At 51.2% G+C, this 13,475-nt stretch carries 11 protein-coding genes; 8 read left to right on the forward strand and 3 right to left on the reverse strand.

The annotated features are described in order from the left end of the window. Positions 1 to 33 precede the first annotated feature (33 nt). Positions 34 to 621, reverse strand: coding sequence for a hypothetical protein (locus tag CRP01_RS00515; protein ID WP_099148021.1), 588 nt, complete (start codon positions 619 to 621; stop codon positions 34 to 36). Positions 622 to 726: 105 nt separating this feature from the next. Here CRP01_RS00515 and CRP01_RS00520 point away from each other — a divergent pair, with 105 nt between their 5' ends. Both CRP01_RS00520 and CRP01_RS00525 read left to right on the forward strand, forming a co-directional pair. Further along, positions 727 to 1,605, forward strand: coding sequence for a cell division protein FtsX (locus CRP01_RS00520; RefSeq protein ID WP_099148022.1), 879 nt, complete (start codon positions 727 to 729; stop codon positions 1,603 to 1,605). 129 nt (positions 1,606 to 1,734) lie between these two features. Beyond that, the gene (locus CRP01_RS00525) at positions 1,735 to 2,283 is read left to right on the forward strand and encodes an NADAR family protein (protein ID WP_099148023.1); all 549 of its coding nucleotides are present in this window, start codon (positions 1,735 to 1,737) and stop codon (positions 2,281 to 2,283) included. 35 nt (positions 2,284 to 2,318) lie between these two features. On the opposite strand, the gene CRP01_RS00530 is transcribed toward CRP01_RS00525, so the two are convergent. Beyond that, positions 2,319 to 2,975: a hypothetical protein gene (locus CRP01_RS00530; RefSeq protein ID WP_099148024.1), complete on the reverse strand. Its 657-nt coding sequence runs from the start codon at positions 2,973 to 2,975 to the stop codon at positions 2,319 to 2,321. 221 nt (positions 2,976 to 3,196) lie between these two features. Between CRP01_RS00530 and dnaE the strand changes: the two genes are divergently transcribed. After that, a complete protein-coding gene (gene dnaE / locus CRP01_RS00535; protein ID WP_099148025.1) occupies positions 3,197 to 6,730 on the forward strand; it encodes a DNA polymerase III subunit alpha in 3,534 nt (1,177 codons plus the stop codon). Between the two features lie 115 nt (positions 6,731 to 6,845). Here dnaE and CRP01_RS00540 read toward each other — a convergent pair whose 3' ends face one another. Continuing rightward, positions 6,846 to 7,517: a hypothetical protein gene (locus CRP01_RS00540; protein WP_099148026.1), complete on the reverse strand. Its 672-nt coding sequence runs from the start codon at positions 7,515 to 7,517 to the stop codon at positions 6,846 to 6,848. A 107-nt stretch (positions 7,518 to 7,624) separates the two neighbouring features. Here CRP01_RS00540 and CRP01_RS00545 point away from each other — a divergent pair, with 107 nt between their 5' ends. The 5 genes from CRP01_RS00545 to araA all read left to right on the forward strand — a co-directional run bounded on the left by CRP01_RS00545 (position 7,625) and on the right by araA (position 13,406). Further along, complete coding sequence (locus CRP01_RS00545) at positions 7,625 to 8,275, forward strand: RluA family pseudouridine synthase (RefSeq protein WP_099148027.1); 651 nt, start codon at positions 7,625 to 7,627, stop codon at positions 8,273 to 8,275. Positions 8,276 to 8,442: 167 nt separating this feature from the next. After that, positions 8,443 to 9,204 carry a tryptophan-rich sensory protein gene (locus tag CRP01_RS00550; RefSeq protein WP_099148028.1) on the forward strand — a complete coding sequence of 254 codons (762 nt, stop codon included), beginning with the start codon at positions 8,443 to 8,445 and terminating at the stop codon, positions 9,202 to 9,204. A gap of 169 nt (positions 9,205 to 9,373) precedes the next feature. Continuing rightward, positions 9,374 to 11,047 (forward strand): ribulokinase, encoded by a 1,674-nt coding sequence (locus CRP01_RS00555; protein ID WP_099148029.1) that lies wholly within the window; start codon positions 9,374 to 9,376, stop codon positions 11,045 to 11,047. 1 nt (position 11,048) lies between these two features. Then, positions 11,049 to 11,750: an L-ribulose-5-phosphate 4-epimerase gene (locus tag CRP01_RS00560; RefSeq protein ID WP_099148030.1), complete on the forward strand. Its 702-nt coding sequence runs from the start codon at positions 11,049 to 11,051 to the stop codon at positions 11,748 to 11,750. 168 nt (positions 11,751 to 11,918) lie between these two features. After that, entirely contained in the window at positions 11,919 to 13,406 is a 1,488-nt protein-coding gene (araA, locus tag CRP01_RS00565; RefSeq protein WP_099148289.1) for an L-arabinose isomerase, read from the forward strand. The last annotated feature ends 69 nt before the right edge of the window (positions 13,407 to 13,475 follow it).

Below are 13,475 nucleotides of genomic sequence, written 5' to 3' on the forward strand. Positions count from 1 at the left end.
TAAATTTTCGTTGAAACGTCAACTTTAACGTTTTTAAGCCCTCGGGCAGCGCTTGATGGGGCTTAGATTATCGATCAGAATATTACCCGGATGACGGTAGGGACCTTCCTGGTAAAAGGCCTCGAAGATGATGTAATTGACCGGCACTTTGGGATAAAAGTCGACTTCGTAGGATTTCCAGAATGCGTGATCCACAAAATCCGTTTCCAGTAGAAGTTGCTTTTTCTCACATTTGTAGCTGCTTCCCCAGACGCGGAGCTTGATCGGTCGGTTGTACTGATTGTAGGTGGCCGAACGGGCCAGATCCATCGTAAACTTATAGCACTCCTCCGGGCTCAGCGTAGCATCCAGCCGCTGGGTAATACTTTCCCAGGTACCGTCGCCCCGGGTGATCAGGCCGACGTAAGTATCCCCTTCGGAGGCTTCCTGGTATACGCCCCAGAATCCCGGCAGGATATCCGGCGTGGTACCTTCTTCGCAGGGAAGCCAGCCGACCGGAACGGTCGCATCCGCCGGTTCGCCCTCAAAAGAAGGATTATCAAAATGGATGATCCGCTGTGCCTGGAGCCTGGGAGAAGGGAAAAAAGATATCAGGAGGATAGCAAATAAGCTCAGTTTCATTTCGTTTTTTGTTTTGGATAATGGAGGTTATCGATCAAAGTAAGTAATTTTTATAATTTTGGGGGTCAAAATCAAAGACCAGAAACCGAAAATTCCAACGCTTATATGGCCGTACCGAGTATTGAATCGCCTTTACGCACCAGACCTAACTACTTTTACGCTATCCTCAGTGTAGCCCTGGTATTGTTTCTGCTCGGTCTGTTCGGCCTGATCGCTATCCAGGCTAATCAACTCATCAAAGTGTTTAAGGAGCGGATCAATGTGCTGATCGAATTACAGGAAGGCACCGATACCGAGGCGATCGCCAATTTGCAGGCCCGGCTGGAAAAAAGCAGCTTTACCAAACCCAATACGGTCGCATTTGTCAGCCGGGAGGAAGCGGCCCGTGAAATGGCCGAGACCTTCGGGGAGGATTTTCTGAAACTGGACCTACCGAACCCTTTTTACGATATTGTCACTTTTAATCTGAATGCGGCCTATGTGCAATCCGATAGCCTGAAACGGATCCAGGCCGGAATTGCCCGCGATCCCAATGTCACCGGCGTATACTACCAGGAAACGCTGGTGGATGAAGTCGGTGGGAATATCAATCGCATTGGACTGATCAGCCTGGTTGCCGGTCTATTCTTTATCGTGGTGGCCGTCACGCTGATCCACAATACCATCCGGCTGGCTCTTTATTCCAATCGCTTTATTATCCGGAATATGGAACTGGTCGGCGCTTCCTGGGAATTCATTAGTCGCCCTTACCTCATCCGTGCACTGCGCCACGGACTGTTGAGTGCAGCCATCGCCATTGGGGTGCTGATCCTGATCCTGGGCTGGGCCCAGAGCCGCCTGCCCGAATTGCGCCAGATCGAAGATATGACCGGTTTTATCCTGCTTTTCGCCGGGCTGGTTATTCTGGGAATTATCATCAACATGGCTTCTACTTATTACGTGGTACGCAAATACCTGCGGATGCGGGAGGATGATCTGTACTAGCCGCTAGGCGTCCGGTACCGAAGCCGGGTCGGTTCAACTCCGAACTTCCGCTCCAAATCCCCTACTCCACCGGAACCATTTTTTGGTCTTCTCAGTTATTTTACTTAGTTTTCATCACAAACTAAGATTATGAAGTATAACCTCAAATGGCTCTTCCAACAAATTGCCGCCGGAGAGCCGCTCAGTTTTTTGTTTTTCTGGGGGCACAAAAGAGCTAAAGACGGTAAGATATCCAAGTCCTGTATGAGCCAGTGGTGGCCGGATGAATTTGTAGAAGACGGGATCACCTATAAAACCGCCGAACACTGGATGATGGCGGAAAAAGCGCGTTTATTCGAAGATGACCAACACCTGCAGGCCATACTCGAGGCCAAAACCCCGGGTGATGCCAAACAATTGGGCCGTAAGGTAAAGGGATTCGATCAGCAGGTCTGGATGGACCACCGCTTTGATATTGTTGTCAAGGGCAACCGGCTCAAATTTTCCCAAAATGAACACCTCAAAACATTTCTGGTCAATACCGGAAATCGCATCCTGGTGGAAGCCAGTCCGACCGACCGGATCTGGGGTATTGGTATGCAGCAGGGCGAGCCCGGTATTGAATCTCCCAAAAAATGGAACGGGCTCAATCTCCTGGGTTTTGCCTTAATGGAAGTTCGGGATGAATTGCAGAATTAAGCGGCAAGTACGGGGAATGAGTTCCGGACAGAGCTTCATTCTCCGTACGAAAATTGTAGCTCCTTACTCATACTGACTATCTTTGCGATGCCCGCTTCGCTGAATCCTCTCAATCCGTAACTCTTTCCTCCGCCCAGATCCATCCTATTATGTACAGTGGCCGGAATTTCGGTAGTCGACAACAGATAATTGCAGTCCAGACAAATATCAACCACCCATTTGGGCCGGTTTCCCTGGTAAAAGACGAAGCCTAAATGGGGATAAAAACAGGCAGCAGTCTGTTTACCGTAAGAGCGGGGGTCCGTCAGGAAACTGACCAACTCGTTTACCTGTTCCGCACCCAGGGCGCGCTGTTTCAGAATGACGGGCACAAAACGGCCGGTCTCGAGATTAAGGACGGTGGGATAGGCCCCTTCATTACCGATGAAATTGTAGGCGATCACCTTGTCGAAAGCAAGCGTATCAAATGGAACTTCCCGGAAAGGGCCAAAATTCCGGCTTTCCGTTTCGGCCACCAGTTGCTGCAGTGTCTCCGGCCTCAGGAATTTCGGCTGCGGTGCGGGCGTCGCTTTTATTTCCTGTGCAGGTTCGCTTTCCCCCCTTGCTTCCACAGCGACATCCTCCCGGTCGGAACTGCAGGCCGGCAGGACCGAAAACATCAGCAACAGCAAAAATTTATTTTTAATGCTCATAATCATTTTTTGATTAATCCGTACAAATGCCCTTCCGTTCCGATAAGATACGGGAAAGTCCTAATTTAGAATGAGATGTACCCCCTGGCATCCAATTCCGACTCCTCCCCTTTTTTCCTGTGAGTGTTTGACCTACCTTCCCATGTGGAAAACTTTCCCCTCAATTCCACCCAACTTTTCCAACTAAACTGTAATTTCGGCAACATAACGCGATACCTACTATGCCGGATTTTGTACATCTTCATTGTCATACCCAATACTCATTATTAGACGGTGCCTCGGAGATCGGCACCATGATGGATAAAGCCAAAGCTGACGGTCAGTTGGGGGTTGCCCTGACGGATCACGGAAATATGTTTGGTGCATTCAAATTTACCTCCGAAGCCGAAAGGCGCGGCCTGAAACCGATCATCGGCTGCGAATTCTATCTGGTGGAAGACCGGCATAAGCAGGCTTTCTCACGAGCCAAAGGCGAAAAGGATAATCGCTACCACCAGTTGTTGCTGGCCAAGAACCAGAAAGGATACGAAAACCTTTCCAAATTGTGTTCGCTTGGCTTCATTGAAGGTCTTTACGGCAAATATCCCCGGATCGATAAGGAATTGCTGGAGCAATACCACGAGGGACTGATCGCGACCAGTTGCTGTATCGGTGCGGAGATCCCCCAGGCTATTATGCACGGCGACCTGGAAGGAGCCGAACAAAAACTACGCTGGTGGCTGGACCTGCTGGGCGAAGATTTCTACATCGAGATCCAGCGACATCGCGGACTGGAAAATATCGACGGCCTGGGTATCAGTCAGGAGGACATCAATCAAAAGTTGCTGGAATTTGCCCGCAAATACGACGTTAAGGTCATCGCAACCAATGACTCGCATTATGTGGAAGAAGAGGACTGGGCTCCCCACGATATCCTGCTCTGTGTCAATACCAACAGCTTACTGGAAGAGGAAAAGCGTTTCAAGTTTCCCAGTTCGGATTTCTACTTTAAGACCCAGCAGGAAATGAACACCCTCTTCGGTGACGTACCGGAGTCGGTTGATAATACCATGGAGATTTTCAGCAAGATCGATACGCTGAAGCTCGCCAGGGACATCCTGCTACCGGCTTTCCCGCTACCGAAGGAATTTAAGACCCAGGATGACTACCTCCGTCACCTGACCTATGTGGGTGCTCAGAAACGCTACGGCACGATCACCCCGGAGATCAAGGAGCGCCTGGATTTTGAATTGCAGGTGATCGAAAATTCCGGATATCCGGGATACTTCCTGATCGTACAGGACTTTACCACCAAAGCGCGGGAAATGGGCGTGAGTGTCGGCCCCGGTCGGGGTTCGGCCGCCGGTTCGGCCGTAGCCTACTGTATCGGTATCACCAATGTAGATCCGATCAAATACGATCTGCTGTTTGAGAGATTCCTCAACCCGGAGCGGGTGAGCATGCCCGATATTGATATTGACTTTGATGATGAAGGCCGTCAGAAGGTGATCGATTATGTGATCGAGCAGTACGGTCAGAATCAGGTGGCGCAGATCATTACCTACGGTACGATGGCCGCCAAATCCAGTTTGCGGGATGTAGGCCGGGTGATGAATATTCCACTGCCGGAAGTGGACCGGGTCAGCAAAACCTTTCCGGCTCACCTCAAAGCTACGCTCGGCAAGGTACTCGCCGACGGTGATGTGGATCCAAAACTGAAGGGAGCGCTCAACTCGGAAGAACTGGATAAAGCCTACCAGTTCCGGCAACTGGCCGCCGGAAACGATTCTATCGGCAATATGATCCGAACGGCCCAGAAGTTGGAAGGCTCCATTCGGAATACCGGTATTCACGCCTGTGGGGTGGTGATCACGCCGGATGAAATCACCAAGTACGTACCGGTAAAAGCGGAAAAGGATACCGGCATGTTGGTGTCTCAGTTCGATAACAGTGTGGCCGAAGATGCCGGACTGCTCAAAATGGACTTCCTCGGACTGAAGACGCTGACCATCATCAAGGACGCCGTAAAAATGGTGAAAGCCAACTACGGCATCGACCTGGATCCGGACGAAGTCCCACTGGATGATCAGCCCACCTACGAACTGTTCCAACGCGGTGAAACGATCGGTATCTTCCAGTATGAAAGTTCCGGGATGCAGAAATACATGAAGGAACTGGTTCCTTCCTCTTTCGAGGACCTCATTGCCATGAATGCCCTTTACCGGCCGGGCCCTCTGGAATACATCCCCAACTTTATCGCGCGGAAACACGGCCGGGAGCCCATCACCTACGACCTTCCCGAAATGGAAGAATACCTGGCGGATACTTACGGTATTACCGTTTACCAGGAGCAGGTGATGCTACTGTCCCAAAAACTGGCCGGGTTTACCAAGGGTCAGGCGGATAAGCTCCGAAAGGCTATGGGTAAAAAGCTGAAAGCCGTACTGGATTCGCTGTATCCCTTGTTTATGGACGGTGGCGCCGAACGCGGGCATCCGAAAGATGTACTCGATAAAGTGTGGAAAGACTGGGAAGCTTTTGCTTCCTACGCCTTCAACAAGTCGCACTCTACCTGTTACGCTTTCGTTGCATTCCAGACAGCTTACCTGAAGGCGCATTACCCGGCCGAATTCATGGCCTCGGTTCTGACGCACAACAAAAACGATATTACCAAACTGACTTTCTTCCTGCAGGAATGCAAACGGATGGGTATTCCGGTACTCGGGCCCGACGTGAATGAGAGTCAGTCGGATTTTGCCTCTAATAAAGCCGGAGAGATCCGCTTCGGACTGTCGGCGCTCAAGGGAGTGGGTGAAGGTCCGGTAGAAGAGATCCTTAAGGACCGGGCGGAGCACGGCCACTACGAGAGTATGTTCGATATGATGCGGCGGCTAAGTCTGCGCGCCGTTAACAAAAAAGTAGTGGAAAGCCTGGCGCTGGGTGGTGCTTTTGACTGCTTTGAAGGCATACACCGCGCCCAGTATTTCGCTCCGTCGGACAAATACGATACGCTGCTGGAACACGCGCTGCGTTACGGCAATGCCTATCAGAACCAGAAAGCCCAGGCCGTCAATTCGCTTTTCGGTGATTCGGATGAAGTACTTATCCCCGAACCGGATATTCCCAATTGTGAGCCCTGGCCCCTGATCGAAAAACTCAATCGGGAAAAAGAAGTGACCGGTATCTTCATCAGCGGACATCCGCTGGACGATTACAAGATCGAGATCGAGAACTTCATCAGTTGCGAACTGTCCGAGGTGGAAAAACAGATGCACCGTCCGTCCTTTAATCTGGCCGGTATGGTCACCCTGGCCCGGCACATGATCAGTAAGAACGGGAATGGCTGGGGTATTTTCGGGATCAGTGATTATACCAGTACGCTGGAGTTCAAACTTTTCGGAGATGATTACCAGCGCTTCAAGCACCTGCTGGAGATGGGTAAGGCCCTGTTTATGGTCGGTGGTTTTCAGAAAGGCTGGCGGGGTGACGAAATGGAATTTAAGGTAAAAGATCTCAGCCTGCTGGAAGGCATCGCCGAGAATATGACCGAATCCATCACGATCAAACTGCACCTGGATACCCTCACCGGAGAAACGATCGATCAGCTGGATACGCTCTGCAAAAGACACCGTGGCAAACACCGCCTGCGCATGGAGGTCATTGATATCCCCCGTCGTCTGAAACTAAAACTGATGGCTAAAGAACGGAAAGTACAGGCCGATAATGATTTTATCGCCGAGCTGGATAAGATGGGTGTGGAATACTCCGTGAATTAGGCCGGAAGCAACAAAACAGAGCGTAAAAATGGCGGATCCGGAATCCGGATCCGCCATTTTTACTAAAGGCTCTTTGGGTAGCTCAGGAATATACCGTAAAGCATAGCCTGCTTTTTTATTTTTCTACTACTTCTTCCATGAAATAGTCGTTGACGTTGACGTCCATTTTACTGTTGGGTTTGAAGTTTCCGGTATCTGCCTGCTGCAGAATGTTGTAGTACTCTTCGATCACCTGTTTTTTGCGGCGATCATCGGTCATTTTTACTTTGGTCAGGATATCCAGTCTTGCGTCACCGTCAAAATCCTGGATCCAGCTGTCTTTTTGCAGGCAGTAACTTTCTCCACACCAGTAAGTAGCCAGGGTAGCTTTATGGTGGAGTTTGTTGGCCGCCATTTCAAAAAGACCAATGGTCGGATCGACATCTTCTCCGGAGAAGCGCAATACGTAAAAAGGTTTGCCATCACCACGAATGGAATAGACAGCGTAAGCTTTAAAATCTGCCGGCATTTCTTCCCGCCATCCTTCGGCGAAAATGCCGTAAAGCCCGCGGGGTAATTCCGTACCTTCGAAAAAATAATCTGTTCCCGTTTCTTCAGTCGGCGTATAAAAGTGCATATTACTTACATTTGCCTCTTCAAAGTAGGTGTTGAAGATGGCTTCGCGTTTGGTATCCGGCCGGTTGTTAGCCGGGTATTGACTGTTATCGATCTGTTCGTCGGCGATTTGCCCGAAAGCGGTCCCGAGCATAAAAATGGTAAGAATATAGGTGGATAATAATTTTAACATAACTCTGTTTTTTTCTATTAAACCCGTTTTTTAAAGTAACTGTTCGCTTGTTAATCAATCAGTTGCGATCTTCAACATTACTTTTACTTTAATAGCTTTCAACTATTATGCAACCCGTTATTCTTCTCGAAACCCATCAATACCTGGTACTCCATAAGCCCCACGGGCTGAATGTAGAGCGCCTGCCGCAGGGCTTTCCTTCGGTGGAGGAATGGGTGCATCAATACCAGGTCCGGCAGGGAGTGAAAAAACCCTATACGGGCATTGTGCACCGGCTGGATCGCCCGGTGAGTGGTGCGCTGATCGTAGCCAAGAAAAAATCGGCGTTAAAGGTGTTGAACGAACAATTCCGGGAACGGCAGGTGCAGAAATTCTACGTAGCCAGGGTGAGCCACCGGCCACCGGATCATCAGGCCGAACTGATCCACTGGATCGAAAAGGATCAACTGAATAAACGGGCGATCGCCCACGAGCATCCGCGAAAGAAAGCGATTAAAAGTCGTTTGCATTATGAGATCATGCAGGAAGAGGCCGACAGTCTGCTCTTACTCGTCAAACCCATCACCGGCAAATTCCACCAGATCCGCGTCCAACTGGCCAGCATCGGCTGCCCTATTGTGGGCGATAGCAAGTACGGTTCGGCAGTCTCCTTTCAAAAGGACGGGATCGCCCTGCATGCGCGGCGGATCATTTTCACAGATCCTCTAAGCGGAAATCGGGTAGATGTGGAAGCGCCCTGCGGTTTTTGTGGTGCCTGAATGCCGGCGGCCCGGCCCGGGGCGGTAATTACCGGATTTCCTGAACACTTCTCCTTAAATTCAGTTACACAAGTGATTTAAATCCACTTCAAATCAGTGGCGATTTTGCCTCCTTTCGAAATTCCCGGATTTGAAGTTAATGCCCGTTAAACATCACTACCAACATTATGAGTACCCGAACCTTACAGATCCTCAACATTATCGGATTCATTCTCGTAATCACGCTCAATGGCCTCGCCAACGCTCTGCCGATCAACGGCCGTACCACCGGGGAATTATCCGACCTCTATCCCAACCTCTTTGTACCCGCCGGATTCACCTTTAGCATCTGGGGCGTGATCTATCTACTGCTGCTCGGATTCATCATCTACCAGGCCCGTGGGATCACCAAAGCCACTTCCAATCCCGAGGAGGTCCAAACTATCGGCATCTGGTTTTTCATTTCCTGTCTGGCGAATGCTTCCTGGATACTGGCCTGGCACTACACGCAGGTAGTATTGTCCGTACTGATCATGCTACTTATTCTGACCAGCCTGATCATGATCTACCGCAGACTGCAGATCGGGAACGGAGCCGATTCTTCGAAAAGGCTTTTTTTGGTAAATTTACCCTTCAGCGTATATCTCGGATGGATCACTGTGGCGACCATTGCCAATGTCACTACCCTGCTGGTAGACCGGGATTTATCCGGCTTCTGGCTCGGGGAAACGATCTGGACCTGTATCATGATCCTGATCGCTACCGGTTTCGGCATTTTCTTTTTAATTAAAAAACGGGACGTTCCCTACGCTCTGGTTTTGATCTGGGCCTTCTATGGGATCACAGCCGCCCGTTTTAACGATAACATCATTCTGGTCGCCTACATCGGCATGGCTTTGCTTGCCGTTGGCGTACTTTTTCGGTTTCCACGGTGGATCAGCACATCATAGCCTGCTTTTTATACGATTCGGCTATAAAATGGCAGGGTAAATACTCATTTTTAGGTCTTCTTGGTAAAGTATAGCTACATTCTGTGCAGAATAAATGTCATTTTTACATTTATTAATTCTTAATTGCTACATTTATCTGAGAAAAATCGACTTTCCTAAAACTAGAGCGATGAAAAGCACAAAATATGTAATAGGTGTCGACTACGGAACTGACTCCGTAAGATCACTTATTGTAAATGCCGAAAACGGTGAGGAACTAGCTGCATCGGTATTTCATTACCCCCGTTGGAAGGACAATCTTTACTGTGATCCGGTCCATAATCAATTTCGCCAACACCCCCTGGATTATGTCGAAGGGCTGGAAAGCAGCATTCGCGGGGCCTTGGCCCAGGTAGGCCCGGAAGTTGCCGGCCAGGTGGTCGGCATTGCCGTTGATACGACCGGTTCCACTCCGGTTGCGGTGGATAGTAGCGGCACACCTCTGGCACTTTTGCCGGATTTTGCCACCAATCCCAACGCGATGTTTATCCTCTGGAAGGACCATACCTCCATTAAGGAAGCCGCCGAGATCAACGCGATCTGTGAACGCTGGGATATTGATTACTCCAAATACGAAGGCGGTATCTATTCATCCGAATGGTTCTGGGCCAAAATCCTGAGAACCTACCGCGTAGATCCGGCCATCCATCGTGCTGCCTACTCCTGGGTGGAGCACTGTGACTGGATCCCTTTCCTGCTGACCGGCGGAACGGACGTAACTAAAATGAAAAGAAGCCGTTGTGCCGCCGGCCACAAAGCACTTTGGCACGAAGACTTCGACGGGTTACCTCCCAATGAGTTTTTTGTGGCGCTTGATCCTCTGCTCGATGGACTGGTGGATCGGCTATTCGATCAAACTTACACCTCCGACGTACCGGCCGGTCATCTTTCGGAAGAATGGGCGGAACGACTTGGTTTAAGTACCGATGTGGTGATCAGTGTAGGGGCGTTCGACGCCCACATGGGAGCCGTCGGCGGTCAGATCGAACCCTACCATCTCTCCAAAGTGATGGGGACTTCAACCTGCGATATGGTGGTCGCCCCGATGCAGGAAGTAGGAGACAAACTTGTCCGGGGCATTTGTGGTCAGGTAGATGGTTCCGTTATCCCCGGCATGATGGGGCTGGAAGCCGGACAGTCGGCCTTCGGAGATGTTTATGCCTGGTTTAAAAACCTGCTCGCCTGGCCGATCAGACAGATACTGGCCAAAAGCGAACTGATCGATCAGGAGACCAAGGAGCAACTGATCCGGGAGACGCTCGATCGCATCATTCCCGAACTGACGGCCGCCGCCGAAAAAATAGATCCCTACGAGTCGGGTATCATTGCACTCGACTGGCTGAACGGTCGCCGCACGCCCGATGCCAATCAGGCGCTCAAAGGCGCAATTTTCGGTCTGAATCTGGGTAGTGACGCCCCCCGTATCTTCCGGGCGCTGGTGGAAGCTACCTGTTTCGGAGCCCGGACCATCGTCGATCGCTTTACCAGTGAGGGAGTTCCGATCAAGGGGGTTATCGGCCTGGGTGGTGTTTCTAAAAAATCCCCCTTTATTATGCAAACGATGGCCGATGTGCTGGGCCGGCCGATCCGGATCGCTACTTCCGAACAAACCTGCGCCCTGGGTGCAGCCATGTTTGCGGCTACTACCGCCGGCTTATACCCGAAGGTAGAAGATGCCATGGAGCAAATGAGTTCCGGTTTCGATGCCACCTACGAACCCAATCCGGCGCATGTAGAAAAATATGATAAATTATACGCTGAGTACCAACAACTCGGCGCAACCGTTGAGCAATTAATCAAGTAATATGGAGCAATACGAAGCAATCCAACAAGCTGCTTACGACGCTAATATGCAACTACCCGCACTGGGGCTGGTCCTGTTCACATTTGGGAATGCCAGTGCCTGCGACCGGGACCTGGGGGTCTTTGCCATTAAACCCAGCGGTGTAGCCTACGAAAAGCTGCGTCCGGCGGATATGGTGATCGTCGATTTCGACGGCAATACGGTAAATGGCACCATGCGTCCTTCCTCCGATACACTGACCCACGCCGTTCTTTACAAAAATTGGGAAAACATCGGAGGGATCGTGCACACGCACAGTACCTACGCAACCGCCTGGGCCCAGACCCAGACCGATATTCCTATTTTTGGGACCACCCACGCCGATCACCTCACGGAAGACATTCCCTGTGCTCCGGTAATGAGCGATGAGATGATCGAAGGGGATTACGAATACCAGACCGGATTTCAGATCATGAACGCTTTTGCGGACCGCAATCTGAGCCCGGAAGAAGTCGAGATGGTACTGGTAGCCAACCACGCTCCCTTTAGCTGGGGAAAAAGCGTAGAGAAAGCCGTTTACAACAGCGCCGTTCTGGAGGAAGTCGCTAAAATGGCCTGGTTGACCCGCCAGATCCGACCGGATGCTCCCCGGCTGAAACCGGCGCTGATCCGGAAACATTTTGAACGCAAACACGGTAGCGGCGCTTACTACGGACAGGAATAAAATGCCAATTAAATCAACCAACTATTGAAGTGGGCAGGATAAACCGGCCCGGTCCGCCAACTCTTTTTTCCTTTCTTCGGAGGAATTCGGACCAGGTCGCCGGGGAACGGTTTTTTACCGGCACAAAAAAAAGAACCTGCTCCCTTGATTAGCAACAACAAAAATGAAATGATCTCACTAAAAGCATACGAAGTCTGGTTCATCACCGGCAGTCAGCATCTGTACGGAGAAGAGACCTTAAAACAAGTGGCCAGGCACGCGGAAGAAATTGCCAAAGCGCTGAATGATGCCCGGCAGATACCGGTAAAAGTAGTGTTCAAGCCGGTGCTGGTCAGCCCGGATGGGATCTACCAACTGGTACAGGATGCCAACCACGCACCGAATTGTATCGGACTGGTGGCCTGGATGCACACTTTTTCGCCGGCCAAAATGTGGATTGCCGGACTCAAGATCTTGCAAAAACCGCTCGCCCACCTGCACACCCAGTATAATCGCGACATTCCCTGGTCCGCCATCGATATGGACTTTATGAACCTGAATCAGTCCGCCCACGGTGGTCGGGAGTTCGGTTTCATCGGTTCCCGCATGAAGATCAACCGCAAGGTGATCGTCGGCCACTGGCAGGACGAAGCCGTGCAGGATCAGTTGGCGATCTGGACCCGTTCGGCAGCCGGCTGGGCCGATTCCCAAAAAATGAAAGTGGCCCGCTTCGGGGATAATATGCGGGAAGTGGCGGTGACGGAAGGGAATAAGGTATCCGCCCAGATCCAGTTCGGATACGCCGTAAATGGCTACGGTATAGGCGATCTGGTGGCGCGGGTTCAGGAAGCGACCGATCAGCAGATCGACCAGCTCGTTCAGGAATATCAGGATAGCTATCAACTCGCAGACAGTCTGACGAAAGGCGGTGAACAACACGCTTCCCTGCGCGAAGCCGCCAGGATCGAACTGGGTATGCGTGCCTTTCTGGAAGATGGCAACTTTACCGCCTTTACGGACACCTTCGAGAACCTTTACGGTCTGGAACAACTACCCGGTCTGGCGGTCCAGCGACTGATGGCCGACGGTTACGGATTTGGGGGGGAAGGAGACTGGAAAACCGCGGCGCTGGTGCGTACCATGAAAGTAATGGGCAGCGGCCTGGAGGGAGGCAACTCGTTTATGGAGGACTATACCTACCATTTCCATCCGGGCAAAATGCAGGTGCTGGGTTCCCACATGCTGGAGATCTGTCCGTCGATTGCCGCCGGCAAACCTTCCTGCGAGATCCACCCGCTCGGTATTGGCGGTAAAGCCGATCCGGTACGTCTGGTCTTTAACGCACCGGCCGGGCCGGCGCTGAACGCCTCCGTAGTGGATATGGGTCATCGCTTCCGGCTGCTGGTGAATACCGTGGACGCCGTTGAGCCCGAACAGGATCTTCCCAAACTACCGGTTGCCCGGGTACTTTGGGAGGCACAACCTGATCTAAAAACTGCGGCCACCGCCTGGATACTGGCCGGTGGAGCTCACCATACCTGCTTCAGCCAGTCGCTGAATACGGAATACCTGGAAAACTTTGCGGAAATGGCCGGTATCGAATTCCTGCTGATCGACAATGACACCAGTCTGTACCGGTTCAAGCAGGAGCTGCGGTGGAACGAAGCTTGTTATTAATTGTCTCTAATCGGAGCAGGAAAAACGCTGCCAGGCAGTAGAAAAAAGCAACGGGGAGCCGGATAATCA

The organism is Flavilitoribacter nigricans DSM 23189 = NBRC 102662, assembly GCF_002646595.1.
GTDB lineage: Bacteria > Bacteroidota > Bacteroidia > Chitinophagales > Saprospiraceae > Flavilitoribacter > Flavilitoribacter nigricans.

What these genes read in the sequence shown, in the direction of transcription:
- CRP01_RS00515 (WP_099148021.1), bottom strand. Translation starts at nt 621, where the DNA reads ATGAAACTGAGCTTATTTGCTATCCTCCTGATATCTTTTTTCCCTTCT.
- CRP01_RS00520 (WP_099148022.1), top strand. Translation starts at nt 727, where the DNA reads ATGGCCGTACCGAGTATTGAATCGCCTTTACGCACCAGACCTAACTAC.
- CRP01_RS00550 (WP_099148028.1), top strand. Translation starts at nt 8,443, where the DNA reads ATGAGTACCCGAACCTTACAGATCCTCAACATTATCGGATTCATTCTC.
- CRP01_RS00555 (WP_099148029.1), top strand. Translation starts at nt 9,374, where the DNA reads ATGAAAAGCACAAAATATGTAATAGGTGTCGACTACGGAACTGACTCC.
- araA (WP_099148289.1), top strand. Translation starts at nt 11,919, where the DNA reads ATGATCTCACTAAAAGCATACGAAGTCTGGTTCATCACCGGCAGTCAG.
- dnaE (WP_099148025.1), top strand. Translation starts at nt 3,197, where the DNA reads ATGCCGGATTTTGTACATCTTCATTGTCATACCCAATACTCATTATTA.
- CRP01_RS00545 (WP_099148027.1), top strand. Translation starts at nt 7,625, where the DNA reads ATGCAACCCGTTATTCTTCTCGAAACCCATCAATACCTGGTACTCCAT.
- CRP01_RS00530 (WP_099148024.1), bottom strand. Translation starts at nt 2,975, where the DNA reads ATGAGCATTAAAAATAAATTTTTGCTGTTGCTGATGTTTTCGGTCCTG.
- CRP01_RS00540 (WP_099148026.1), bottom strand. Translation starts at nt 7,517, where the DNA reads ATGTTAAAATTATTATCCACCTATATTCTTACCATTTTTATGCTCGGG.
- CRP01_RS00560 (WP_099148030.1), top strand. Translation starts at nt 11,049, where the DNA reads ATGGAGCAATACGAAGCAATCCAACAAGCTGCTTACGACGCTAATATG.
- CRP01_RS00525 (WP_099148023.1), top strand. Translation starts at nt 1,735, where the DNA reads ATGAAGTATAACCTCAAATGGCTCTTCCAACAAATTGCCGCCGGAGAG.